The 24,653-nt window shown below is 68.0% G+C and carries 25 protein-coding genes; 15 read left to right on the forward strand and 10 right to left on the reverse strand.

Features of this window, described 5'->3' with window-relative positions; all coding sequences use genetic code 11:
- From cutA to N5J73_RS11370, 4 genes are all read left to right on the forward strand, one after another.
- On the forward strand, positions 1–305 hold a 305-nt coding region (cutA, locus tag N5J73_RS11355), incomplete at its 5' end, for a divalent-cation tolerance protein CutA (protein WP_279940958.1).
- Complete coding sequence (locus N5J73_RS11360) at positions 302–2,686, forward strand: protein-disulfide reductase DsbD (RefSeq protein ID WP_049446676.1); 2,385 nt, start codon at positions 302–304, stop codon at positions 2,684–2,686. The genes cutA and N5J73_RS11360, both read left to right, overlap by 4 nt.
- Positions 2,683–3,246 (forward strand): TlpA disulfide reductase family protein, encoded by a 564-nt coding sequence (locus tag N5J73_RS11365; protein WP_049446677.1) that lies wholly within the window; start codon positions 2,683–2,685, stop codon positions 3,244–3,246. Before N5J73_RS11360 ends, N5J73_RS11365 begins: the two co-directional genes overlap by 4 nt.
- A 406-nt stretch (positions 3,247–3,652) precedes the next feature.
- On the forward strand, positions 3,653–6,175 hold the full coding sequence (locus N5J73_RS11370; RefSeq protein WP_049446679.1) for a sulfite reductase flavoprotein subunit alpha: 2,523 nt from the start codon (positions 3,653–3,655) through the stop codon (positions 6,173–6,175).
- Positions 6,176–6,296: 121 nt separating this feature from the next.
- Here N5J73_RS11370 and N5J73_RS11375 read toward each other — a convergent pair whose 3' ends face one another.
- A complete protein-coding gene (locus N5J73_RS11375; RefSeq protein WP_049446680.1) occupies positions 6,297–8,837 on the reverse strand; it encodes a methyl-accepting chemotaxis protein in 2,541 nt (846 codons plus the stop codon).
- Positions 8,838–9,039: 202 nt separating this feature from the next.
- Between N5J73_RS11375 and N5J73_RS11380 the strand changes: the two genes are divergently transcribed.
- Positions 9,040–9,879, forward strand: a complete 840-nt coding sequence (locus tag N5J73_RS11380) for an arylamine N-acetyltransferase (protein ID WP_049446682.1) — start codon at positions 9,040–9,042, stop codon at positions 9,877–9,879.
- 65 nt (positions 9,880–9,944) lie between these two features.
- Here N5J73_RS11380 and N5J73_RS11385 read toward each other — a convergent pair whose 3' ends face one another.
- The 3 genes from N5J73_RS11385 to N5J73_RS11395 are packed head-to-tail and all read right to left on the reverse strand — an operon-like array spanning position 9,945 to position 12,074.
- Positions 9,945–10,316, reverse strand: coding sequence for a VOC family protein (locus N5J73_RS11385; RefSeq protein WP_049446683.1), 372 nt, complete (start codon positions 10,314–10,316; stop codon positions 9,945–9,947).
- Positions 10,317–10,338: 22 nt separating this feature from the next.
- Positions 10,339–10,977 carry a response regulator transcription factor gene (locus N5J73_RS11390; protein ID WP_088479103.1) on the reverse strand — a complete coding sequence of 213 codons (639 nt, stop codon included), beginning with the start codon at positions 10,975–10,977 and terminating at the stop codon, positions 10,339–10,341.
- Complete coding sequence (locus N5J73_RS11395) at positions 10,974–12,074, reverse strand: histidine kinase (protein ID WP_049446687.1); 1,101 nt, start codon at positions 12,072–12,074, stop codon at positions 10,974–10,976. Before N5J73_RS11395 ends, N5J73_RS11390 begins: the two co-directional genes overlap by 4 nt.
- Before the next feature lie 156 nt (positions 12,075–12,230).
- Between N5J73_RS11395 and N5J73_RS11400 the strand changes: the two genes are divergently transcribed.
- The 3 genes from N5J73_RS11400 (at position 12,231) to N5J73_RS11410 (ending at position 14,982) form a co-directional block, all read left to right on the forward strand.
- Positions 12,231–12,653, forward strand: coding sequence for a DUF2141 domain-containing protein (locus N5J73_RS11400; RefSeq protein ID WP_049446759.1), 423 nt, complete (start codon positions 12,231–12,233; stop codon positions 12,651–12,653).
- A 26-nt stretch (positions 12,654–12,679) separates the two neighbouring features.
- Positions 12,680–14,203: a carotenoid oxygenase family protein gene (locus N5J73_RS11405; protein ID WP_049446689.1), complete on the forward strand. Its 1,524-nt coding sequence runs from the start codon at positions 12,680–12,682 to the stop codon at positions 14,201–14,203.
- A gap of 62 nt (positions 14,204–14,265) precedes the next feature.
- Positions 14,266–14,982, forward strand: coding sequence for an ABC transporter substrate-binding protein (locus N5J73_RS11410; protein ID WP_049446691.1), 717 nt, complete (start codon positions 14,266–14,268; stop codon positions 14,980–14,982).
- Between the two features lie 60 nt (positions 14,983–15,042).
- On the opposite strand, the gene N5J73_RS11415 is transcribed toward N5J73_RS11410, so the two are convergent.
- Positions 15,043–15,942 carry a LysR substrate-binding domain-containing protein gene (locus tag N5J73_RS11415; RefSeq protein ID WP_049446692.1) on the reverse strand — a complete coding sequence of 300 codons (900 nt, stop codon included), beginning with the start codon at positions 15,940–15,942 and terminating at the stop codon, positions 15,043–15,045.
- A 98-nt stretch (positions 15,943–16,040) separates the two neighbouring features.
- Here N5J73_RS11415 and N5J73_RS11420 point away from each other — a divergent pair, with 98 nt between their 5' ends.
- Complete coding sequence (locus N5J73_RS11420) at positions 16,041–16,184, forward strand: hypothetical protein (RefSeq protein ID WP_162838398.1); 144 nt, start codon at positions 16,041–16,043, stop codon at positions 16,182–16,184.
- Between the two features lie 7 nt (positions 16,185–16,191).
- Here N5J73_RS11420 and N5J73_RS11425 read toward each other — a convergent pair whose 3' ends face one another.
- The gene (locus N5J73_RS11425; RefSeq protein WP_049446694.1) at positions 16,192–16,758 is read right to left on the reverse strand and encodes a GIY-YIG nuclease family protein; all 567 of its coding nucleotides are present in this window, start codon (positions 16,756–16,758) and stop codon (positions 16,192–16,194) included.
- Between the two features lie 42 nt (positions 16,759–16,800).
- On the reverse strand, positions 16,801–18,354 hold the full coding sequence (locus N5J73_RS11430; RefSeq protein WP_049446695.1) for an alkaline phosphatase: 1,554 nt from the start codon (positions 18,352–18,354) through the stop codon (positions 16,801–16,803).
- Positions 18,355–18,472: 118 nt separating this feature from the next.
- Between N5J73_RS11430 and N5J73_RS11435 the strand changes: the two genes are divergently transcribed.
- Positions 18,473–19,267 (forward strand): D-alanyl-D-alanine carboxypeptidase family protein, encoded by a 795-nt coding sequence (locus N5J73_RS11435; RefSeq protein ID WP_049446697.1) that lies wholly within the window; start codon positions 18,473–18,475, stop codon positions 19,265–19,267.
- Between the two features lie 5 nt (positions 19,268–19,272).
- Here the strand turns inward: N5J73_RS11435 and N5J73_RS11440 are convergent, their stop codons facing one another.
- Both N5J73_RS11440 and N5J73_RS11445 read right to left on the reverse strand, forming a co-directional pair.
- Positions 19,273–19,866, reverse strand: coding sequence for a TetR/AcrR family transcriptional regulator (locus N5J73_RS11440; RefSeq protein WP_049446699.1), 594 nt, complete (start codon positions 19,864–19,866; stop codon positions 19,273–19,275).
- 16 nt (positions 19,867–19,882) lie between these two features.
- Positions 19,883–20,479, reverse strand: a complete 597-nt coding sequence (locus tag N5J73_RS11445) for an NAD(P)H-dependent oxidoreductase (RefSeq protein ID WP_049446700.1) — start codon at positions 20,477–20,479, stop codon at positions 19,883–19,885.
- Between the two features lie 126 nt (positions 20,480–20,605).
- Here N5J73_RS11445 and N5J73_RS11450 point away from each other — a divergent pair, with 126 nt between their 5' ends.
- Positions 20,606–21,136 (forward strand): hypothetical protein, encoded by a 531-nt coding sequence (locus N5J73_RS11450; protein WP_049446702.1) that lies wholly within the window; start codon positions 20,606–20,608, stop codon positions 21,134–21,136.
- A gap of 33 nt (positions 21,137–21,169) precedes the next feature.
- Here N5J73_RS11450 and N5J73_RS11455 read toward each other — a convergent pair whose 3' ends face one another.
- On the reverse strand, positions 21,170–21,997 hold the full coding sequence (locus tag N5J73_RS11455; protein ID WP_049446704.1) for an isocitrate lyase/phosphoenolpyruvate mutase family protein: 828 nt from the start codon (positions 21,995–21,997) through the stop codon (positions 21,170–21,172).
- Between the two features lie 165 nt (positions 21,998–22,162).
- Here N5J73_RS11455 and N5J73_RS11460 point away from each other — a divergent pair, with 165 nt between their 5' ends.
- From N5J73_RS11460 to accB, 4 genes are all read left to right on the forward strand, one after another.
- Complete coding sequence (locus N5J73_RS11460) at positions 22,163–22,891, forward strand: DOPA 4,5-dioxygenase family protein (protein WP_049446707.1); 729 nt, start codon at positions 22,163–22,165, stop codon at positions 22,889–22,891.
- A gap of 350 nt (positions 22,892–23,241) precedes the next feature.
- Positions 23,242–23,691: a type II 3-dehydroquinate dehydratase gene (gene aroQ / locus N5J73_RS11465; RefSeq protein ID WP_049446709.1), complete on the forward strand. Its 450-nt coding sequence runs from the start codon at positions 23,242–23,244 to the stop codon at positions 23,689–23,691.
- Complete coding sequence (locus N5J73_RS11470) at positions 23,688–24,113, forward strand: lysozyme inhibitor LprI family protein (RefSeq protein WP_049446711.1); 426 nt, start codon at positions 23,688–23,690, stop codon at positions 24,111–24,113. Before aroQ ends, N5J73_RS11470 begins: the two co-directional genes overlap by 4 nt.
- A gap of 53 nt (positions 24,114–24,166) precedes the next feature.
- Positions 24,167–24,646, forward strand: coding sequence for an acetyl-CoA carboxylase biotin carboxyl carrier protein (gene accB / locus N5J73_RS11475; protein ID WP_049446713.1), 480 nt, complete (start codon positions 24,167–24,169; stop codon positions 24,644–24,646).
- Positions 24,647–24,653 lie beyond the last annotated feature (7 nt).

Genomic DNA, 24,653 nt, shown 5'->3' on the forward strand with positions numbered 1-24,653 from the left:
CCACCTGCCCGGACCGGGCCAGTGCCGAGCGCATCACGCACGCGCTGGTCGGCGAGCGCCTGGCCGCGTGCGTGACGCGCCTCGATGGCGCGCAGTCGACCTATCGCTGGCAGGGCGAGGTGACTACCGACAGCGAACTGCAGCTGCTGGTGAAGACCACTGCGAGCCGCGTTGATGACGCGATTGCCCGGATCGTCGAACTGCATCCGTATGAACTCCCGGAGTGCATCGCGGTCGAAACCCGGGCCGGCCTGCCGGCATATCTGGATTGGATCCGGGCACAGACCCGGGAGGACACTGTTTGAAGACTCTGATTGCGCGTGGCGCCGCCTTGTGCGCCCTGTTGTGGCTCTCGCTGCCCGCCTTCGCTCTGGATGAGAAGGACCTGCTGCCGGTGGACCAGGCGTTCGCGCTGACCGCGACCGCCCCCGAACGTGGCCAGGTGCAACTGCAGTTCAAGATCGCACCGGGCTATTACCTGTATCGCCACCGCACCAGCGTCAAGGCCGACCCGGCCTTCAATGCCGGCGCGCTGCAGATGCCCAGGGGCGACAAGCACCACGACGATTTCTTCGGCGAGGTCGAAACCTATCGCGAGCGCCTGCAGGCCACCCTGCCCGGCACGCCGACCGAGGCCGCCGGCACCATCAGTCTGGAAGTCCGTTACCAGGGCTGCGCCGATGCCGGTGTCTGCTACCCGCCGCAGAAGCGCGTGGTGCAGGTCACGCTGCCGGGTGCCGGGGCACAGGCCACCGCTCCTGCCGCGCGCCCCGCCGGCGCCAGCCCGTTCAACAACCCGCTGGCCGGTGCCGGCAACAGCGGCGGCCTGCGCCTGCCAGGTGCAGCCAGCAACAGCCAGGCGCTGCCACTGCCCTCGGAACAAGCGTTCGGCTTCGACGCCATCGCCAGTGACGGCAACACCCTGCTGCTGCGCTTCAGCCCGGCGCCGGGCTACTACCTGTATCGCGACCGCACCTCGCTGAAGCTGGAGGGCAGCACCGGCGTGCTGGCCGACAAACCGCGCTGGCCTGCCGCACAGTCGCATCGCGACGAGCACTTCGGCGACGTCTCGGTCTACTTCAATCAAGTGGAAGTGCCGCTGCCGCTGCGCCGCTCCGTCACCGATGCGGTAGACAGCACCCTGGTGGTGACTTTCCAGGGCTGCCAGACCGATGGCATCTGCTACCCGCCGATGACCCGCCGGGTAAAGCTGTCCATTCCGGCCGGCAAGGTCAACGCCAGCGCCGACCAGGTGCCACCGCGCAACGAGGTGATCAGCCCGCTGCCTGCCGCCAACGGCGCACCACGCGAAGCCGCAAACGGCGCTCCGCTGCGTCTGCTGCCGACCGTGCCCAACGATGATGCAGCGGCCCCGGCAACCGTCGGCGGTGAAGACGCAGGCAATGAATTCGCCCCGGACGCACGCGGTGACAACGCCCTGCGTACGCGCCCGCCGGCGAGTACGCCGAACCCGGACCGTTCGTTCGTCTGGGTGCTGCTGCTGGCGCTGGCCGGTGGCCTGGTGTTGAACCTGATGCCCTGCGTGCTGCCGATCCTGTCGCTGAAGGTTCTGAGCCTGGCGCAGAGTGGCGAAAGCCCGCAGCGCGCACGCAGCCATGCCCTCTGGTACACGCTGGGCGTGCTGGTCGCATTCGCGGTGATCGGTGCGCTGATGGTGGGTCTGCGCGCGATCGGCAACGCCGTCGGCATCGGCTTCCAGCTGCAGCACCCGGGTGTGGTGGCGGCGCTGGCCTACATCATGTTCGCGGTAGGCCTGAGCCTGTCCGGCGTGTTCACCCTGGGCGGTGGCATCGGCAATCTGGGCCAGTCGCTGGCCAGCCGCAGTGGCCCGGCCGGTGATTTCTTCACCGGTGCGCTGGCCTGCGTGGTCGGCAGTGCCTGCGTGGGACCGTTCATGGGCGGCGCAATTGCCTACGCGTTCATTGCCCCGCCGCTGAAGGCGATGACCGTGTTCCTGTTCCTCGGCCTGGGCCTGGCGCTGCCGTTCCTGCTGATCGGCTTCGTGCCGGCATTGGCGCGCCGCCTGCCCAAGCCCGGCCCGTGGATGGAAACGCTCAAGCACGTGCTGGCCTTCCCGATGTACGCCACCGCGCTGTGGCTGCTGTGGGTGCTGGGCAAGCAGCGTGGCGTGGACGGCATGGCGCTGGTGCTGGGCGGCCTGCTGCTGCTCGCCTTCGGCCTGTGGCTGTTCGAGCGCAACCGCTGGACCGGCTCGCGAGCAGTGACCCTGCTCGGCGTGCTGCTGGCGATCGGCGCATTGGTGCCGGCCTGGGGTGTGACCCAGCTGGCACCGCCGGCGCGCGCCGCGCAGGCGGCCACTGACAACGTGGTCGAATACTCGCCGCAACTGCTGGACCGCCTGCGTGCTGACAAGCGCGTGGTGTTCGTGAACATGACCGCGGACTGGTGCGTGAGCTGCAAGGCCAACGAGCGCGCCGTGCTGTCGCGGCCGGAGTTCAAGGAACTGCTAAAGCGCACCAACGCGGTGTACATGCGCGGTGACTACACCAACGTCGATCCGCAGATCACCACGTTCCTGGAAGAGCACAAGGCCGTCGGCGTGCCGCTGTACGTGGTGTACGGCCCCGGCGCGCCGCCGACGGTGCTGCCGACCCTGCTGACCCAGGCGGTGGTCGAGGAAGCGCTGCTGCGCACCGCGCGATGAAGTGGCAACGGCCAGCGCTGCTGTGGACAGCGGTGTTGGCCGCCGGCCTTGGCCTGTGGGCCGGCCATCGATTGGCACCGGCGCCGGCTGCGCCTGAGGCCGTGCCAGCGGCGCCTGCTGTCGCGGCTGCGGTACCGGTCCTGCGGGTTGGCGACCGCCTGCCTGCGTTGTCGCTGCCCGATCTTGAAGGCCGGCCGCTGGACCTGCGCCAGCACGCTGCCGGTCGCCCGCTGTTGATCAATGTCTGGGCCAGCTGGTGCGCGCCCTGCGTTGAAGAAATGCCCGAGCTGGCGCGCTTTGCCGCTGCGCAGGGCGCCTCAGGCGTGCAGGTGCTGGGCCTGGCGCTGGATACGCCGGAAGACGTGCGCGGTTTCCTGCAGCGGGTCCCGGTGGATTATCCGATCGTGATCGAGACCCCGGGGCCGCGCGATGCCAGCGTGCAGCTGGGCAATACACAGGGCCTGCTGCCCTACAGCGTGCTGTTCGATGCGCAGGGGCGGCTGGTGAAGGCAAAGCTGGGGCCGTTCGCCCACGGCGAGATCGACGGCTGGGTGAAGTGAGGGTGTTGTTGCAGGGCTTGCAGCCCTGCACCCTGCTCAATGCAACGGCAACAGCCAAAGCCAAAGCCAAAGCCAAAGCGGGCATTTCGTGGGATGGCGGGGGCACTGTGGGTGGTCAGGACACGCCGTAAACCCCGCTCCGCGGTCCGGCACAGCCGCCACCGGCTGGGCCGGGCCCCGGAGGGGGACTTGCAGCGTCCCCCTCAACCGGACCCACCCCGCCAACCCACGGAAAGCCAGCTTTTGACGTTGACGTTGCTCCGGCTTGTAGCGGGTGCAGGGCTGCAAAGCCCTGCAACAAAACCCTCCTTGACCGTAGCCCGTCCGCCACGGAGAATTACGCGACTAATTCTCATTTGCTGTTGCGCAGGATGCGGGCGGCAGCCTTCTGGGCCCTCCTCCTTCGATGTTCAAGAACGTCCTGTTCCAACTGCACTGGCTGCTGGGCATCACCGCCGGTGCCGTACTGGCCGTGATGGGCCTCAGCGGCGCCGTGCTGTCCTTCGAGGATGAACTGCTGCGGGCGGCCAATCCCGGCTTCGCCGAGATCGCCGAGCACCATGCCGATGGCCAGCTTCCACTTGCGCTCAGCGAACTGGTACCGCTGCTGCAGGCCGGCAGTGAACGCCCGCTGCAGCGCCTGCGCGTGGATGCCACCGGGCAACGGCCCTCGGTTGCGCGCTTTGCCGGCGGCAAGGAAAACTGGGTGTACTTCGATCCGTACAGCGGTGAGCGCTTCAGTGCCCTGCGCGGACAGCGGTTCTTCGACTTTGTCGAGGACCTGCATCGGCATCTCGCCGCCGGCGAGCGCGGCAAATGGATCACCGGCAGCTGCGCCATCGCGCTGCTGTTCTTCACCCTGTCCGGGCTGTACCTGCGCTGGCCGCGACGCTGGTGGCACTGGCGCAGCTGGCTGGCGGTGGAATGGAAACGCAGCGGCCGAGGCTTCCTGTGGAGCCTGCACTCGGTGATCGGCACCTGGGTGCTGCTGATCTACCTGATGAGTGCGCTGACCGGCCTCTGGTGGTCGTTCGACTGGTATCGCAGTGCCGCCAACACCCTGCTGGGCGTCGCACAGGCCGCAAAGCACAAGGTCGCCACCGACGCCGCCCTGAACCTGGAGCGCATCGAAGCCACGCTGTATGCATTGCCCGGCGTGCGCACCGGGTACATCGACCTGCGCCTGCCGGAGAAGCCCGGGCAGGCACTGAATGTCCGCGTGATGGCCGGTGATCCGTCGCAGCGCGGCGGCCAGCATGACCGCGCGCATGATCTGCTGCAGCTCGACCCGGGCACGGGTGCCACGCTCGATGCCCGCCCCTACGCGCGCCAGGGCGCGGGCGCGCAGCTGGCCACCAGCGTATTCGCGCTGCACTCGGGCAGCTACTTCGGCGTGCCCGGGCGCGTGGTGGTGATGCTCAGCAGTCTGGGCATGAGCCTGTTCTTCATCACCGGCTGGATGCTCTACCTGGACCGCCGTCGCAGCCAGCGCGCCGCGCGTGGCCTGCGTCAGTCGCTGCCAGCGATGCCTGTCGATGGCGATGGCACGCCGTGGCTGGTGATGCACGCCAGCCAGAGCGGACTGGGCGAACAACTCGCATGGCGCGCAGCGGCACAGCTGCAGGCGTCCGGTCATGCGGTGCAGGTGCTGCCACTGGCCCGCGTCGATGCGGCGCAGCTGGCGCGCACCGCGCAGGCGCTGTTGGTACTGAGCACCTTCGGCGATGGCGAACCACCGGATGCGGCGCGAGGCGCTGCACGACGGCTGATCGCACAGACACTCGACCTGTCAGGCCTGCAGTTTGGACTGCTGGCGCTGGGTGATCGACAGTACCCGCACTACTGCGGCTTCGGCCGCCAGGTTGATGGCTGGCTGCTCGGCAACGGCGCGCGCCCGTTGTTCGACCGCATCGAAGTCGATGCCGCCTCGGTCGCGGCGCTGCGCCAATGGCAGCTGCAGCTGGGCGCGCTGACCGGCATCACTACCGATGACAGCGTGCTGCCGGCGGCCACGCAGATGCATGACTGGCGGCTGCTCGGCCGCGATCGGCTCAACCCGGGCAGCATGGGCGGCGCCATCTGGCGCATCCGTCTTGCGGCGCCGGCCGAGGTGCAGTGGCAGGCGGGCGACATCCTGCATATCGCCCCCCGCCACAACGCGCGGCACGCCAGCGCGGTGTTGAAGGCGCATGGGCTGGATCCGCAGCAGCCACTGCTTGTGGACGGCACACCACGTACGCTGCTGGCGCTGGCCAGTGAGCGTGAGCTGCCCGACGCGGATACCGCGCTGGCGGTGCAGGACGCCTGCCTGTGGCTGGCCGGGCTGGCGCTGCTGCCCGGCCGCGAGTACTCCATTGCCTCCTGTACGGATGACGGTGTGGTGGAGCTGGTGGTACGCCTGGTGCATGACGCCTCCGGGCGCGCCGGGCTGGGCTCGGGCTGGCTGTCGCTGCATGCCCCGGTCGGTGCCAGCATCGTGGCCCGCGTGCACCGCAACCCCGGTTTCCATCGCATTGGCGGTGCGCCGATGGTGCTGATCGGCAATGGCACCGGCATCGCGGGCCTGCGCAGCCTGTTGCGCGAAGCCGCGCATGCAGGTGAGCACGGGCACTGGTTGCTGTTCGGCGAACGCCAGCGTGCACACGACTTCCTGTTCGCCGACGAGATCGAAGCATGGCAGGCCGAGGGCCATCTCGCGCGGGTGGACCTGGCGTTCTCGCGCGATGGCGAAGGTGGTTACGTGCAGGATCGCCTGCAGGCAGCCGCCGATGCGCTGCGCGAATGGATGCAGCGTGGCGCGGTGATTCATGTCTGCGGCTCGCTGCAGGGCATGGCCGAAGGCGTGGACCAGGTGCTGCGCGCTGCGCTGGGCGATGAGGTTGTGGAAACGCTGCTGGAGAACGGGCGCTACCGACGCGACGTGTATTGATTCCTGCCGCCGAACGCTGGCGTGAGCCGAGCATAGGCTCGGCTCTACAGTGTTCCTGCAGCCGATGTAGAGCCGAGCCTACGCTCGGCTGATTCCCGGCCAGCCGACAAGGAACCGCAAGCTAAGCCGCCGCAGCGCGCGCTCGTGGTATCGACTGCAGACGGAACGCGCCCACCGCTTCCGCCAGCGCATGCACCTGCGCCTGCATCTGCGCTGTCGAAGCACCCGCCTCTTCCACCAGGCTGGCGTTGCGCTGGGTACTGCCTTCCATCTGCACGATGGTCTGGTTCACCTGGGCGATGCCGGCATGCTGGTCCTGCGACGCGCTGCGGATACCGGCCAGCAGATCCGCCAGTTGCTGCACGCTGCCGACAATCTCGCCCATCGTGGTGCCGGCCTGTTCGGCCTGCTGGTTGCCCTGGCCCACACGCGCCACCGAATCCTCGATCAGGCCCTTGATCTGTTTGGCCGCCTCCGCGCTGCGTTGTGCCAGCAGGCGCACTTCTGCGGCCACCACGGCGAAGCTGCGGCCCTGCTCACCCGCGCGCGCGGCTTCCACCGCAGCATTCAACGCGAGGATGTTGGTCTGGAAAGCGATGCCATCGATCAGCTGGGTGATGTCGCCGATCCGTCGCGAGGCCTCGCTGATGCCCTGCATGGTCGCGACCACCTGGCCAACGGCCTCGCCACCGCGCTGGGCCACTGCCGCCGCGCCCTTGACCAGCACGTCGGCACGGCCCGCGGCATCAGCATTGCGGCCAACGGTGTCGGTCAGCTCGTGCATCGACGCTGCCGTCTCTTCCAGGTTGGCCGCCTGCTGTTCGGTACGCTGCGACAGGTCATGGTGACCGGCAACGATCTCGCCAACGCCGGCATCCAGGCTGGACGTGGCGTGCTGGATGCGGGTGACGATGCGGCCCAGTTGCGCGACGGTGGCGTTGGCATCATCGCGCATGCGTGCGAACACGCCCTGCAGCTCACCTTCCATGCGCACGCTGAGGTCGCCGCGGGCCAGCGCAGCCAGAAGCGCCTGCAGATCGCCGAGGTTGGTCTCGAAGGTGGCCAGCAAGCGGTTGATGCTGGTCGACAGTGTGCGCACGAAGCCCTGTTTTCCCTCCAGCGCGATGCGGCCATGCAGGTCACCGTGCGCGGCGGCGTCGACCAGCGCCGCCACTTCGGTTTCCAGCAGGGTCTCCAGCGCGCGGCTGCGCCACTCCACTGCCACGCCGAGAAAGTGCCCTTCATCGACGATGGGATTGGCGATCAGCTGATAGCGCACACCGCCATGGCCGATCTCGCGCTCTTCGCGCTGTCGCACACCGGCCAGGGCGGCCAGGGCCGGATGCAGGCGCACCGCATCGCTGCCCACCAGGTCTTCAGCCCGCAGTTCCAGCTGCAGCAGCAGGGCTGGATTGGCATACGCAACCAGGCCTTCGGCATCGATCACCATCAGGCCAGTCTGCGCGCTGTCCAGGGCCTGGCGCACGCGGGTGTTGCCGCGCGCCACGGCACGCTCGGTCTCGATGCGCGCGCGCAGGCGCTGCTGCATGTCCACCAGACGCTGGGCAAGCTGGCCGATCTCATCATTGGCGTTGTAGACGCGCAGGGTGGTGTCCAGGCGATCGTCGGCGATGTCGCTGGCGAAGCGCAGGGTGTCCTGGATCGGCTGGCGTACCGCGCGCAGGACCAGCACCAGGCTGGTGATCAGCACGCCGGCCACCAGCAGCAGGGTCAATGCGAACAGCACGCTCATCGTGCGCGCGCCGGCCTGCTGGCGCGCCTGCGCCTTGGCCAGCGCCGCCACCTGCGCCTGTTGGAATGCGGCCAACGCCGGCGCTACACCCGCGGCAGTATCCAGCAACGACTGTGCTTCCACATCCAGCCCGACCCGGGCAGCGGTATACCCCAGCAATGCGGCCTGATACGCCTCCATCCCGGTGCGCAGGGTGTCCTGCGCATCTGCGGGAAGGCCCGCCAGCGCGAGGTCGAACGGCAGCTTTTCCTCGCTGGCGCGGTCGGCGTGAGTGGAGTCACCGTCGAGCAGCAGCAGTGCCTCCTGCCTTCGCATCTTCTGCAGTGACAACGCCAACGACGGCCGCTGCAGCGCATCCACCTGTACCTGCAGGGTATCGGCGGCCTGCTGCAGCTGCGCGGCGAGGCCGGCATCACCACGGCCCATCTCGTCGACACGTTCGAACAGGGCGGCCACACCCTGTGAGAACGCGTCGGCGGCTTCGGTCAGCGCCTGCAGGGCCTTGCGCCGGCCAGCATCCATCGGCGTCGCGCGCAGCGCCTGCAGATCGACCTGCAGTGCCTTCTGCGTGGCCAGCAGCTGCGCGCGGTCGGCATCATCGAAACTGCGTGCATACTGGGTCTGCAGGCGACGCGCTTCGGCCACCCGCGTGGACAGGCTGGCGGCCAGATCGCTGCCGCGCTGGTAGCTGGCCTGGCTGCGCGCAGCCAGTGCGTTGGCATGGCCGGTCCAGGCGTAGACAGCGGCGATCGCGACCAGGCCCAGGCCACAGACCCACAGGGTCGCCTTGAGCTTGTTGGCCACGCTGAGCCGATGCGGCTGCAGCCAGCGCAGCAGGCCGGGGGACGCCGAGTGCAACGCGGCAAGGCGCGTGCGCAGGGACCGGAGGTGGGGGACAACGGCCGACATGACAGACTCCAGGCGGAAAGACGCACCTGTATCGGCCGGATTCAGGATAACTTTAGAACTTTCTTCGTCTGCGTCCCCCATCGCTGGTGGACGCGGCCTTTGTACCGGGTGCAGGCGACGGAGGCATGACACGGCCGCCGCGCTTGACCTCAACCCCGGTTTGGGGAGCACAGTGGACGCCCCTCCCCCGCCCGGTGCCTCCATGACGACGCTCGATGTCCCCCGCTACCTGCAGCGCCTGCAGCTGGATGCGCCGCCACCGCGGACCCTGGCCGGCCTGACCCTGCTGCAGCAGCGCCACAACGCACTGCTGCCCTTCGAGACCCTCAGCTGCCTGCTGCGCGATGCGGTGCCGATCGATCTGGACAGCGTCCAACGCAAGCTGCTTGACGACCGCCGTGGCGGGTACTGCTTCGAACTCAATGGCGGGTTGCTGGCGCTGCTGCAGGCATTGGGCTTCGACGCGCAGCCATTGAGCGCGCGCGTACTGCTGGCCGCCCAAGACGGCGAACTGACCGCGCGTACCCACCTGCTGCTACGCGTGCAGGTGGATGGCGATGACTGGCTGGTGGATGCCGGTTTCGGCAGCCTGACCCCGACCGTGCCGCTGCGCCTGCACGATCCGCAGCCACAGGCCACGCCGCACGAGCGCTACCTGCTGCAGCGCCTGCCCGACGAGGGTGATTTCGTGCTGTCGGCCGAGTCCAACGAGGGCTGGCGGGCGATGTATCGGTTCGACCTGCAGGCGCCGGCCCCGATCGACAACGTGGTGGGCAACTGGTACGTATGCACCCATCCCGACTCCAGTTTCCCTGGTCAGCTGCGTGCATCGCTGACCGGGCCAAACTGGCGCCGGACCATCGGCAGCGGCAACTACACCGAGTACCGCCCCGGGCATGCACCGGACAAGCGCCCGCTGCATGATGTCGGTGATGTACGCGACGTGCTGCAGCAGCGCTTCGGCATGCAGCTGCCGGACGACCCGCGGCTGGACCCGGCCATCAATGACTGGCTGCAGCGCTCGCGCGCCGCGCCCTTGTAGAGCCGAGCCCATGCTCGGCTGAGCTGGAGCGGCTGGGCCAACAGCAGCCGAGCATGGGCTCGGCTCTACAGAATCGCGCGCGCCTGCACTGCGATCCGGTTGCCTTCACTGTCGCGGATCTCGGCCACACGCCAGTCACCCGCGTCGGCCGGGCCGAAGCGCAGCTCGGCCCCGGCCTGAAGCGCACGGTCGAGGCTGGCATCCAGGTCATCGACGCCGATATAGATGCGCGCCCCCTGCTCGGACGGCTGGTAGTCCGCGCCGTGCACCAGCGCAATGCTGGCACCGGCGGCCTCATCGGAGAACGGCAGGTAGGCCATCCGGCAGTCATGAAGCAGGATAGGTTCGTCCATCGCGACCTGCAGCCATCGCTGGTAGAACGTGATGGCCCGGTCCAGGTCACTGGCCGGGATCTCTACATGCAGGATCGGGTTCACTGGCACTCCTTGCTCCGTCCACTCAGATGATGCGCAGGGTAATCGCCTTCAGCACTGCACGGGTGCGATCGCGGGTGCCCAGCTTGTCGAGTATGGCGGACACGTAGTTCTTCACCGTGCCTTCGGCCAGGAACAGGCTGCGCGCGATCTCCTTGTTGCTGTAACCCCCGGCCAGCAGGCGCAGGATCGCCACTTCGCGCTCGCCGAAAGTATCGGTGGGCGGTGCTTCGTCGTGGAAGCGGTAACGGGCGCGCACCGGCTCGGTGCTGACCGGCAGCAGCAGGGTTTCACCAGCGGCGACGCGCTCGATTGCTTCGCGCAGGTCTGCGGGTGCAGCGTCCTTGAGCAGGAAGCCCTGAGCACCGGCCTCGCTGGCGCGCAGCAGCAGATCACTTTCATCGAAGGTGGTCAGCAGCAGCCAGGGCGTGGCATCGCCGCGCGCGCGCAGCTGGCGCAGTGCCTCGATCCCGTCCATCCCGGGCATGCGGATATCGCTGAGCACCACATCCACCCGCTGGGCCGTCAACGCGTCCAGCAGCATCTGGCCATCTTCGGCCTCCAGCACTACGTCTACCCCCAAGCCCTGCAGGAGCGCACGCAGGCCTGCACGCACCAGTGCCTGGTCATCAGCCAGGGCAACGCGGATCGCGGCGCCACTCATGCCGGCAACCATGCGGTCAGGTGCATGCCGCCCTGTGCGGTGCGCGCGAATTCCAGTCGGCCACGCACCGCAGCCAGGCGCTCGCGCATGCCGGCGATGCCATTGCCTTCGCGGATGCGCTCGGCGCGCTGACCGTCATCGCGGATATCGATACGCAACCGTGAATCCTCTTCGTTGATCGTCAGCCATACGGTTTCTGCATTGCCGTGCCGTGCCGCATTGGTCAGCGCTTCCTGCACCAGCCGCAGCACCGTCTCGGCGATCAGCGGATCCCCCACGCGCACGCCCTCTCCTATCTGCAGCTGCAGTCTCGGTCGCGGGAACGGCGCCGCCAGCGCGTGCAACGCCGTAGCCAGATCGAGGCCGCGATCATCGCGCATCGACTGCACCACCTGGCGGATATCGGCCAGCAGTTCGCCAGACAGCTTTTCCGCCAGGACCAGCCCTTCGCGGCCGGCCAGCGCAGGGTCAGCGGCCAGGGCGCGCAGGTTGAGCCGCATCGCGGTGAGCTTGTGCCCAGCCACATCGTGCAGTTCGCGGGCCAGGCGCAGGCGCTCGGCATCACGTGCGCTGTCGGCCAGCAGCGCGCGGGTGGCCAGCAGGTCGGCGTTGACCCGGGCCAGGTCATCACGGGCCAGCGCCGTGCTGCGCGCATAGTGCGCGGTCAGCGCGGCGAACGCCTGGAAGCCGCCATACAACAGCACCACCAGCAGCGGCTGACTGAAGCCGCTGTGGCGCAGCACGGCATACACCGCCAGGTTGGCCAGCAGCGCAACACCCAGCACGAAGCGCGGCGGCCAGTGCTCGGCCAGTTGAGCGACCAACACCACCAGCAGCACCGGAGCGGTTCCAGTGCGCGGCTGCAGCGCAACCAGCGCAACCGCCAGCAGCGCCTGCAACACCGCAGCGACGGCACGCACGCGGGAAGGCATCGACGCCCAGCCGTGAACCACGAACAGCAGCAGGAACACGGCAAGCAGCAGCAGGCTCAGCCCGGCACCGTTGCGCTGTACAGCGAACGACAGGCCCACCGCCAGCACGGTGACCAGGCCGGCAAGCCTGAGAGGACGCAAGAGATGGCGGAACAGGCTGGGCATGGCCAGATGCTGACCGGCGCGCGCGCCGGCGGCAATGGGTCCCGCGCAGAAAGTGACTTCTGGCACGTCGAATCGATGACCACTGGCCCTGAACCCGGTGCAGCGCCCCGCGCAGACTGGCTCCACACCGCCACGCACACTTCCGGAGCCACTGCCATGATCCGCACCGCCCTGCTCAGCACCGCCCTGACTGCCCTGGCTCTGGCCGGCAGTGCCCATGCCGCCGACCTGGCCGTGACCGTGCACGACGTCCGCGCGCAGACCGGCACCCTGCGCGTTGCGCTGGTCGACAGCGCCGCCGCCTGGGACGGCAAGGCCAAGCCCGTGCAGGCCCAGCAGGCGGCGCCCAGCGGCGACAGCGCCCACTTCACGTTCAAGGGCGTACCGGCCGGCAGCTACGCCGTACTGCTCACCCACGACGAGAACGACAACGGCAAGCTCGACACCAACCTGGTCGGCATGCCGGTGGAAGGCTACGGCTTCAGCAACAACCCGCAGGTGATGCGCAAGCCGACCTTCGACGAAGCACGCGTCAATGTGCCGGCCGCTGGCGCCGCCATCGACATCACCCTGCGCTGATTCCCGCATCCAGACCCGAGGCCACCATGGACCGTCGCCGCTTCCTTCGTACCCTGCTCAGCAGCAGTGCCTGCCTGGCCCTGGGTGCCACCGCGCTGCGCAGCGCTCCCGCCTTCGCCGGCGACCCGGCGCGTTTCGCGCAGGGTATGCAGGACCACCCGTGGCTGCTCGGCTGGCGCAGCGTCGGCAGCGAATGCCTCGGCCCGGCCACCGTGCAGTTGCAGGGAACGCTGCCGCCAGGCCTGGCCGGCACGCTGTACCGCAACGGCCCGGCGTGGACCGAGCGCGATGGCTTCCGCTACGACCACTGGTTCGACGGCGATGGCATGGTGCATGGCTGGCGTTTCAATGGTGATGGCAGCCTGACCCATCACGGGCGCATGGTCGCCACGCCGAAATTCACCCGTGAACAGAAGGCCGGCCGCTTCCAGTATCCGGCTGCCGGCACCAGCGTTCCCGGCGCGCTGGCGGTACGCAACAACGATGATGCCAACGTGGCCAACACCTCGGTGACGATGATCAATGGCCGCCTGTTCGCGCTGTGCGAATCCGGTTCGGCGTTCGAGGTGGACCCCGATTCGCTGCAGACGCTTGGCCCTGTCACCTGGCGCCCGGATCTGGCCGCGCTGCCGTTCTCGGCGCACCCGCTGCGCGACCGCGATGGCAGCCTCTGGAACTTCGGCTCGATCAGCCTGATGGGGGGACATGGCCTGCTGGTCTGGCACATCGGTGCGGACGGCCAGCTGCGCAGCGCCAATGTGATCGAAACCCCCGAACACGGCTATCTGCACGCGTTCGCGATGACCGACCAGCACCTGGTGTTCGTGATGATGCCGTTCGATTTCACCGGCGCAGGTGGCAGCTTCTTCGAGCGCATGCAGTTTGCACCGCAGCGTCCTGTGCGTATCGCGGTGGTCGCCAAGGATGCGCCAGACAAGGCGCAATGGTTCGAGGCTCCTTTCGCGGCGATCTACCACTTCGGTGACGCGTTCACCCGCGATGGCGGCATCGTGCTGCGCGCCGTGCGCCATGACGACATCAACGAGGCACGCTCGCCGATGAAGGAAGCGATGGCCGGTGACGGCGCACATGCGGCCAACAGTGGCGCCAGCCTGGTCGAGCTGCATCTGGACCTGCGTCGTGGACAGGCGCGCTGGCAGCCACTGGGCATCAGTGCGGTGGAGTTCCCGTTGTTCGATCCGCGCTCGGTCAACACCCGGGGGGCGCGTCTGTACGCGCCGACCATCGACGGCCCGGCCACCGCACCGTACTTCAACGCGGTAGCCGCGTTCGACATCGAGCGCGGGCGCCGCCAGCTGTGGAACTACGGGCCGGACATCATGGCCGAGGAGCATGTGTTCGTACCGCGTCCGGGCAGCCGCAACGCCGATGATGGCTGGTTGATCGGTACCCTGCTTGATCCGGTGAACAAGCGCAGCGGCCTGGCGGTGCTGGATGCACGCCACCTGGACGACGGTCCGCTGGCACAGGCTTGGCTGCCGTATGCGGTGCCACTGGGCTTCCACGGCACCTTCGCCGCGCGCGGCTGATTCCACGCCACACGGACACCGTTGTTGGCATGCTGGGTCTCCCCCGCCCCGTGGAGTCCTGCATGTCCCTGGCCGACCATCGAAATACGCTGGCACCGCACGGTTTCCTGCGCGTGGCGATCAACCTGGGCAACCCGGTGCTGGCACAGGGCGATGCGCGCTCACCGCGCGGCCCTTCGCTGGAACTGGCTACCGCATTGGCGCAGCGGATGGGGGTGCAGGCACGCTTCACCTGCCACGATGCCGCAGCCTCGGTGGTCGCCGCAGCGGGCGAAGACAGCTGGGATCTGGCCTTCCTGGCCATCGATCCGGCACGTACCGACCGCATTGCCTTCAGTGCCCCGTACGTGGAGATTGAAGGCACCTATCTGGTTCGCGAGGACAGCCCTGCGCAGCAGGTGGCCGACCTCGACCGCGAGGGGCTGCGCATCGCGGTGGGGCGTGGCGCGGCCTATGACCTGTTCCTGAGCCGTGAACTGCGCCACGCCACGATCGAGCGGGCGGAGACCTCTGCTGCGGCCATCACCCTGTTCGATCAGCAACGTCTGGATGCCGCAGCCGGTGTACGCCAGCCGCTGGACGCATGGGCGCAGACGCATTCCGGCCATCGCGTGCTGGCCGACCGTTTCACCGCGATCCAGCAGGCAGTGGCGGCACCGGCCTCACGCCCGGCCGACGCGCTGCAGGCCTTGTTCGAGGCAGTGGAGGCGATCAAGGCAGGCCCGTTGCTGGAGGAAGCGTTCGCGCGTGCCGGGCAGGCGGTTACGCTGGTCCGGTGACTGTGGAGTCGAGCCATGCTCGACTGCTCCTGCGAAAAGTCAGTCGAGCATGGCTCGACTCTACAAATGCGCGTCTGCCATGTGCCGTACGTGCTCGGCGGCCTGCGCATGCAGCCAGTCGCGGAACGCGAGGAAGCCGCGATGGCTGGCCGAGCGCTGCGGGTACACCAGCCAATGCGGCCACGCCGTCTTCAGGCGCTGGCTGGACAGTGCCACCAGCTGGCCTGAATCGAGCAGCAGGCGTGCCCGGGTCACCCGGCCAAGAGCCACGCCCACGCCATCCAGAGCGGCCCGATGGTGCGCCTCCGAATCATCCAGCACCGCCACGAAGCGCGACGGCGGCCTCTGCCCGCTCAACGCGAACCAGGCGCCCCACGCCCCGTCGGGATCGCCCAGCAGCGGCCACTGGGTCAACGGCACACGGTCAACGCCTCCCATGCGTTCGATCAACGCCGGGCTCGCCATCGGCACCAACCACTCATCGAACAGCGGTTCCACCACCAGGCCCGGCCATTGCCCGCTGCCCAGCCGCAGCGCCGCGTCGAACTGGCGCTGCCGCTCGAAATCAATCAGGCGTTCACTCGACTGCAGGTTGATCTCGATCTGTGGGTGCTCAGCCACGAACTGACCCAGGCGCGGCACCAGCCAGGCCGACGCCATCGACGGCACCGCGCTGATCGTCAGCACGTGCTCGGCACGTGCCGCGTAGGGCTGGAAGGCTTCGTGGATCGCATCCAGATGCGGACCCACCTGATCGAGCAGGCGCTGCCCCTCAAGGGTGAGGGTGACACCACGTGGCTGGCGGATCAGCAGCGGCTGCCCGAGCCGCTCTTCCAGCTGCCGCATCTGGTGGCTGAGCGCGCTGACGGTCAGGTTCATCGACGCCGCCGCACGCGACAGGTTGCCGAGCCGGGCGGCGGCCACGAAGCCTTGCAGGGCATGGAGCGGAGGGCGGGACATCAGGCTTGAATTCGTCTCAAGGCATGCTTGCGGAAATGTCGCTTTTTGCTCGTCCATGCTGCCCGTATCGTGCAATCCACTCAAGTGGAAGCACGCTCATGAACATCTTCAGCGGCTTGTTGTTCCTGCACGGCCATGTGGCCAGCGCCGAGCTGGCACGCCAGCTGGCCAGCGCGTCAACCCCTGCCCCGCAATGCGCGCCACAGCCGGCCGCGCCGGCTCAACCGCCGTGCCCCCGTTGAACGCGGCTCAACCTGCGTACCAGCGCTGGACGTGTGCAGGCAGCCACGGCATTGGATCGATATCCAGCGCCCTGCAACCATCGAGAGTGTCACGCAGCACGCCCTCGCCGGGGCCACCGGGCATCCGCAGGCCTTCCTCTTCCGGAAGCTGCACCGCAGCCCAGTCGTGCAGCCGGTCCATGCGCAGGCGCAGGGCGGCCCGCAGCCACGCCTTCAGTGGATAGCAGCGATAACCTTGCTCGCCCAACGCGGCAACCGCAAGCGACAGGGCCTGGTTGGCACCGCGTACCCATTCGGTGCGACCGCCAGCCTTGTCCTGGACCGTCATCGGCGCCGGCGCGCGGTGCGCCTTGAACGGCGAACGCAGCTGCAGTTCCAGATCCCGCGCATCGCGTTCGCTTTCCGCTTCCACCAGCGCACCGGCGCCAAGATCGAAGAACTCGAACCAACGCCGGTGCAATGCGCTGATGCGTCCGAGCGGGTCACGTGAAAAGCCGATCTTGGCGTAGTCTTCCCACGCACAGGGGAAGAAGTAGGCAAAGACACGACCGTCGATGCGGATATCTGACTGCATGTGCGCAGGCTGCCCCGACAACAGCCCGGGTGCAACCGGCCGTTACCGTGGGCGCTGCAGCGCCTCCTGCACTGCCGCAGCCACGTCGGTGTTGTCGATGTAGCTGCCGTCGTTCCAGCGCACGTGCTGACGGTAGCCGGCATCGACGCCCCGCACGCGCTGGCCCAGCAATTCCGCCCCGGCGCCCTTGGCCCACAACGGCACCAGTGCATTGGAATGGTTGCCAGTGGGACGGAAGCTCATCCCCGGCATGCGTCCACGGCCGTTGTTGCGTACCGGCGCGAAGGCAACGTTCTGTGCTTCCGGGCCCATCGGCATGCTGTTGTCGTGGTCGGTGGTGACGATCAGCAGGTTGTGCTCCCAGCCACCGTTGCGCTCGATCCATTCAACCACCGCCGCCACCGCGTCGTTGAACTCCACGGTTTCCTCGATCAGCCGGCCGTACTGCGGTTGGTCGCCGCACTGGCCGTAGTGCCATTCGGTGCCACAGGCGCTGGTATGCGCGGCCCAGTCGGTGGCACCGCCCTCCACCATCAGGAACAGGCCGTTGGACGAACGCTGCAGCAGGAACCGCAGCGCACCGCGGGTCATGGTCGCGAGATCCGGCACGCTGTCGATCTTCCTCACACCTGAAGGCATGGCCGCATCCCTGCCCAGCACCTGCAGCTGACGCGCCTGCTGCAGCGTGTTGGCCACGCGCGGCACGCCGATCAGCGGCCGGTCGGCCGGCAGCCGTCCCTGCGCCAGTGCGGCGAAATCCTCCTTGCTGCGGATCAGGCGCCACGGTCCCGACGGGTTGCCGGCAATGGTGCTGCCCGCTTCCAGCTGCTGCCAATCCTGTTGCGAAACCCATTCCCACGGGTTCGCACAGCCTTCGGCCTTCGCCGCGCCGGCACCCTCGTCACAGGCGCGACCATCAACGCTGTAGCCAGGACCGCCGGTGCCCATCACCAGGTCCAGGTGGCCCTGCGCCAGCATCTGGTGCGCAATGGCGTGATAGTTGTTGCGCGACTCGTTCTGCGCCGCGAATGCGGCGGGCGTGGCGTGCGCGAACGGTACCGAAGTCACCACACCGGTCGCCATGCCCAGGCGCTTGGCGCGCAGCGTGTTGAACTCGACCGGCTGGCCATCGTTGTTGAAGTTGATGGCGTTGTTGTAGGTCTTGATGCCCGAGGACAACGCCGTGCCCGCTGCGGCGCTGTCGGTCGCCACCGCTGCCAGGTACTGGTAGCCGGCGAACGGCAGGTCCTGCGCCGGCACCGGCCCGGTATCCCAGGCCTTGCCCGCGTCGTAGCCGAGGGTCTGCGCGTTGTCGCCGGTCGGCTGGCTGCTGCTGTTCAACGGGAACGTGGTGACCGCCAGGCGCTGCGGGAAATCCGCATACGGCGCGCCTTCGCGGCTGCCGTACTGCCAGTAGGCCGCCGCATCCCAGGTGCCCCAGCCAGCGCCGTCGTTGATCATCACGATCACGTTGTGCGGGCGCGCTTGGCCAGAAGCAACGGCCTCGGCGCGGGGGCTCGTCTGACAGCCGCCCAGAGCCGCCAACGCAAGCAGCAAAGAGGAATGAAACCAGCGGCGTGGCGTGCGTGCAGTCATCGCAGATCCAATCGGGCCAGCGGCGGCCCTCAATACTGGTACGTTATATCGTTTCAATATTGCAACTTCATGCAGCTGCCACGGGCTATCCTGCAGGCCCTCCTTCGTCGACGCGTTCATGCCGTCTCCTGCCCCTGCGCGTGCGCCGCTGTCGTCCATCACCCTCGATGCGGCAACCTTCGCGGTGATTCACCAGCACAACGCGGACATCGCCAGGCAACCGGCCTCGCTGACCAAGCTGATGACCGCCTACGCGGCTTACGAATGTGTCGAGGAGTGCGGGCGCTCGTGGGACGACGACGTCACCATCGCCGCCGACGACGTGCACGCGGTCGCCGATGATGAAACGCGCATGGGCCTGGTGCCCGGCGAAACGGTCACGCTCGCGCGCCTGCTGGAAGGGTTGATGATCGTCTCCGGCAATGACGCGGCGCTGGCCATCGCGCGCCATCTGGACGGATCACAGACGGCATTCCTGGAACGCATGAACCAGCACGCACGCCTGCTTGGCCTGCGCAGCACGTGGTTCGCCAGCGTGTCCGGCATCACCACGCCGCATCATGCGTCCAGTGCACACGACATGGCGGTGCTGGCCGCCTGCCTGATGAATGACCATCCGCAGATACTGGCAATCACCGCGCAGCGCGCGTTCGCGCACGGCAGCTTCAGCCGCAACAACCAGAACGGCCTGCTGGACGATGACGGCGTGGATGGCTTGAAGACCGGCTACACCCAGGCCGCAGGCTTCTGCCTGGCCGCCACCGCATGCCGGGCAGTGCAGGGACGCGCGCATCCGGTTCGGCTGATCACGGTGGTGCTGGGCGCCGACAGCCGCGACGCACGCGATGCGCTGGTGCGCGAACAGCTGGCGGCAGGATTCGCCACGCTGGCCGACAGCACCGCCGACGCCTGAGCGGCTCAGCGACGCTTGACCGTCGCCACGATCAGCCGCTGCAGCTCGGCCTCGGCGCCGGTCTTGTCCAGCGCGCCCGCAGCCACGCCCTCTGAAAGGGTTTCAGCCGCACCGAGAATCGCCCAGCGTCCCGCCAGCGACACCGTGCCGTCGGCAGCGAACGGGCCCAGCCAGACCTGGCAGTTGTCGATGAAGTCCTGCTGGTAACGCCGCCGCACCTCGTGCAGTTCCGGCGCGCCCACCAATGCGGCGAGGATGCCCTGCACTTCACTGCCCTGGCTGAGGATGCAGTCGATGTAGCCGGAGGCGATGGCCGCCGCGCGATCAGCCAGCTGCGCCCGGGCGCGGCCGATACGCTCGTGGAAGACCACCGTCTGCCGCCCGTCATAGTCATCGTAGAGCGCAGCCAGCAGGCCGTTGCGGGTTACGAAGTGATCGTAGGCCACCGGCTTGGTCACACCGGCCGCCTCGGCCAGCCGTCCCAGCGTCAGCGCGTCGGTACCCTCTTCGCCAACCAGCGTCCAGGCCACGTCCAGCAACTGGCGAGCGCGTTGCTCGCGGGTCAATCGGCGGCGCGTGGGAACGGCGTTGGCGGGCATCGGCGGTACACGGCGATCAGCGCATCGGAGTGCCTATTTTACGGCCGATTGCCAGCGCGGTCTGCAGATGCGTTTCGGCCGCACCGGTATCGGCATCCAGCAGCAGGTCTGACGTCAGCACGCGTGCGCCACAGTAGTCGAAGATGCCCATGTCGATCTGCGTCTTCATCGCCGCATCGTAGCCGCGTCGCTCGACCATCGCTGCATCGGCGCCGCCCAGCCCCACCAGATGCACGTTCAGGCGCTGCAGCTTCTTCACCAGCTTGCCCTGTGCATCCTGTGCGTACGCCCATTCGTTGGTGAAGACGCGGTCGATCCAGCCCTTCAGCAGTGCCGGGAACGACCACCAGTACAACGGAAACACCAGTACCAGCGTATCGGTGGCCTCCAGCCGTGCGTGCTCGGCAGCGATGTCGGCCGGTACCGCGCCAGTGCTGCGGAACAAGGCCTGGTCCTGAGCATTGAAGCGCGGATCAAAGCCTTCGGCCATCAGGTCGGCGTAGGCCACGGTGTTGCGGGCGTCGGCCGCAGTGATGGCATCGCCGATGCGATGTGCCATCGCATGGGTCAGCGAGTCGGGTTCAGGGTGGGCGATGACAATGAGGCTGTGCATGGGGGGTCTCCGGGAATCACTACCTACCAATAGTAAGTAGAGGTTCCGGGGAAACCAGCGCCATCGGTGGGACGCTGTTTTCGCATCCACCGTATAGTGCGGCGGTGCCCTGTGAGACACCCGAACATGCATCGACGCCTGCCCCTGACGATACTGATGCTGCTGTCGCTGTTGCTGCCATCCGCCTTCGCAGGTGAACTCAGTCCCAGTGATGCGAAGTCGCTGCGCGAAGATGTGCGCGCCATGATGGCTGCGTACGCCCGCGGCGATGCGGACTTCCTCATCAAGCGCACCCATCCCAGCCTCAAGCGGCTGGCCGGCGGCGATGACGCCTTCCAGGCAATCACCCGTGATGCGTTGAAGAAGCAGCACAGCGCCGGCGTAGTGGTCATCAGCGAAGATGTAGGTGTGCCGACCCGGACCTATGCTGCCGGGGAGGAAGAAGTCTGCTTCGTGCCACGCCAATCCCTGATACGGGTGCGTGAAACCCCGATGCGCAGCACCACGTTCATGGTGGCCGTGCGCCGCGTTGGCGGTTCCGGCTGGACGTATCTGGATGGCACCGGGCTGCAGGGCAATCCACACCTGCTTCGCCAACTGCTGCCAGCGCTGGAACCCGGCGTGACCTTGCCCAAGCGGGAGATCGAGGCGCTGTAGTCGCCGGCCGCTCCCGCCTTGCAGGGTGTGGAGCTAGTGGAACAGCGCGTTCAAGGCAGCCCCGGAGGCCGCCTGCTGCAGGCCATCGAAGCATCCGTCCTGCATGATCGGCTGGGTCGCCTGCATCAGCCCACCCCACGCGGCACGGGCCAGTGCGCCGCCCAGGCTGACCCGGCGAACGCCGAGTGCAGCAATGTCCTGCAGGCGCAGCGGCGTCGGTCCACCGACCAGCAGGTTCACCGGCTTCGACCCCGCGGCGGCAACCACCGCGCTGATCTGCTCGCGCGTGGTGATGCCCGGTGCATACAGCACGTCTGCACCGGCCTCGGCATAGGCGCGCAGGCGCTGCAGCGTGTCCTGCAGATCCGGCACGCCGACGAAGAAGTTCTCGGCACGCCCGACCAGCAGCACGTCGCCGCCCGCGCGATCGATGGCTGCACGGGCAGCGCGCAGGCGCTCGACCGCCTGGTCGATGGGTCTCAGCGGTGCATCGGCCACGCCGCTGGCGTCCTCGATCGACAACGCCGCGATGCCCGTGTCGAGCGCCGCGGCCACCGCCTCCTCCACCGCCTGCGGCGTAGCGCCGAAGCCATCACCGAAGTCGGCATTCATCGGTAACGGGGTCGCCGCCGCCATCAGGCGCAGATGCTCCAGCGTGGCCGGCAACGAAACCGCGCCATCCGGCCGCCCTTCGCTCCAGGCACAGCCGGCACTGGTCGTGGCCAGGGCCTGGAAGCCCTGCCGCTGCAGGTAGCGGGCACTGCCCACATCCCACGGATTGGGCAACACGAAGCAACCCTGCGCATGCAGCTGGCGGAAGGCCGCGCGCTTGCGCGGGGTGTCGGCATCGAGCGAGGTCATGGCGGGTTCCAGGGCGGCAGACCTGCACCCTAGCCCGCCGTCCGGTCGCGCTCAAGGCGACGAAGGCGCCCCTGCATGAGGTGATGCCCCCTGCTTATTGGACGCCACCGGCAGCCCTGTCCGAGCGTGCTTGCCTGCCCACACGATGCCGCCACGGAGCCCCTCATGCACTCGGACCCGCAGCCCCTCACCGACACCGGCGACGATGACGCCCACTGGGCCGACCTGCTTTCGCCCGCACGGCGCCGCCTGATCGCTTCGGCAGGTCTGGCCGCTGGCGGCCTGGCCAGTGCATCGACCGCCACCGCAGCCCCGCGCGGCAACGGCGCGGCGAACACCACCGAACCTGGGCGGCCCGGCTTCCGCGCCATCGTTCCGCCCGCGCCCGAGGGCAGCAGCCCCTGGGGCCACGCCACGGCCAGCGAACCGACCCCGCGCCCGGCCAGCGTGCGCCCCGGCGAGGCCACGCTGCCCGCGACTCCACGCGCCTACACCGACATCAAGAGCTATCACGCGCATATCTACTTCGACGAGGACAGCTTCGAGAAGGCGGCCCTGTTGCGGCGCTGGGCGGCCGAGCGTTTCCCGGTGGAACTGGGCAACTGGAACCTGGAGCCACGCGGCCCGCACGTCACCCCGTCGTTCTATTTCGGCTTCACCAACGACCTGCTGCCGGTGCTGGTACCTTGGCTGCAACTCAACAGCCTGGGCCTGACCATCCTGATCCACCCCAATACCGGTGATGGCCGCGCCGACCATCTGTATTACGCCTTATGGGTAAACCGCGCGCAGCCGGTGAACGCTTACAACTGGCCGGCACCGAAGCCGGGGGAACGGGAGCCACTGGAGGAGGTGTTCCCGAACGTGGTGCCGACGGTGCCACTGGAGACCTGAGCGGGTGTATGGCAATTGCGGTGGCCGGCGTGCTGCGTACTTTGGGCTGCCCCTCGATGGGGGAATAGCTTGCTGCGCACCGAACTTCCTTCATCCACGCATGGCGTGGATCAACCGCATCACGGCCCATGGCGGCATCAGCCTTCTCCGTGCCTGCCGCCATCGTCGGCCTACGTGCCCGCATCCCCGGCCAGCACGACGTTCAGCGCGCCTTGATCCACCGCCCGCCGTACAGCCACAAGCGCTCCGGCAGATTTCAAACAAACGATTGAAACGCTGCAAACTTCGTCGAACTGGACAGCATCCGCCGGTTCCGCCAGACTGCCGCCCTTTCCCGTCTTCCGGATCCCATGGCGAAGCTGCTGGTCCTGCACGGCCCCAACCTCAACCTGCTCGGCACCCGCGAGCCGGAGGTCTACGGCCACACCACGCTGGCCGACATCGACCAGGCCCTGGCCGCCCAGGCATCGGCCGCCGGACACGCCGTGGAGAGCCTGCAGTCCAACGCCGAGCATGTGCTGGTGGACCGCGTGCAGGCCGCGCGCAATGACGGAACCGCTTTCATCCTGATCAACCCGGCCGCGTTCACCCACACCTCGGTCGCCCTGCGCGATGCGCTGGCGGCGGTGGCGGTGCCGTTCATCGAGATCCACCTGTCCAACCCGCATACCCGCGAGCCGTTCCGCCAGCACAGCTACTTCAGTGACAAGGCCGTGGGCGTGGTGTGCGGCTTCGGCGCCGACAGCTACCGCTACGCGATGGACGCGGCGCTGCTGCGCGTGCAGGCGGCCCGCGCGTGAAGATGCTGCCGCGCGTGATTGCCGGCGTTCTGGCGTGGGCCGGTCTGTGCGGCGCCAGTGTCGCTGCCGAGCGCGCGGCCGCGGGCATCGACTGCGCACAGGCAAGCGGCGGCTACGAGCGCGACATGTGCGATTCCGATCGCCTGGATGATGCCGACAGCGCATTGAACGCCGTCTACGCGCAGGCGCGTGGCGAACTGAAGGCGCAGGCAACCGATGGCAGCTGCAGCCGCTGCGCGGTGGCCGAACAGCAGCTGGTGAAGGCCCAGCGCATCTGGATCACCTTGCGCGATGCAGATTGCGAGGCGGTGTATGCCTTCAATGCAGACGGCACCTCGCGCAACCCCGCGAAGATGCAATGCCTGATCACCCAGACGCGCGACCGCACACGGCAGCTGCGCGAGTTCTACGAACTGCTTTGACCCGAGCGCGATGCGCTCCCCACCACACTGACATCAAGAGCAAAGAGGCCACCATGGATCTCCGCAAAATCAAGAAGCTGATCGACCTGCTGGAAGAGTCGAACCTGGCTGAAATCGAAATCAAGGAAGGCGAAGAGTCGGTGCGTCTGTCGCGCGCCCCGGTTGCCGGCTACGCCGCGCCGATGCCGGCCCCGGTGTACGCCCCGCCGGCCGCCCCGGCTGCGCAGGCGATGCCGATGCAGTCGCCGACCGAAGCCTCCACCGGCGGCACCGCCAAGCCGGGCCCGGCCCTGCCGGAAGGCCACGTGCTGCGTTCGCCGATGGTCGGCACCTTCTATGCGTCGGCCGCTCCGGACAAGCCGGCCTTCGTCACCGTTGGCCAGCAGGTCAAGGAAGGCGAGACCCTGGCCATCATCGAAGCGATGAAGATGTTCAACCCGATCGAAGCCGACACGTCCGGCACCATCGTCGCCATCCTCGGCGAGAACGGCCAGCCGGTCGAATTCGACCAGCCGCTGTTCGTGATCGGCTGAGGGGCAC

Origin of the sequence: Stenotrophomonas sp. GD03654, assembly GCF_029845105.1 — a bacterium.
Taxonomy (GTDB): Bacteria; Pseudomonadota; Gammaproteobacteria; order Xanthomonadales; family Xanthomonadaceae; genus Stenotrophomonas; species Stenotrophomonas africana.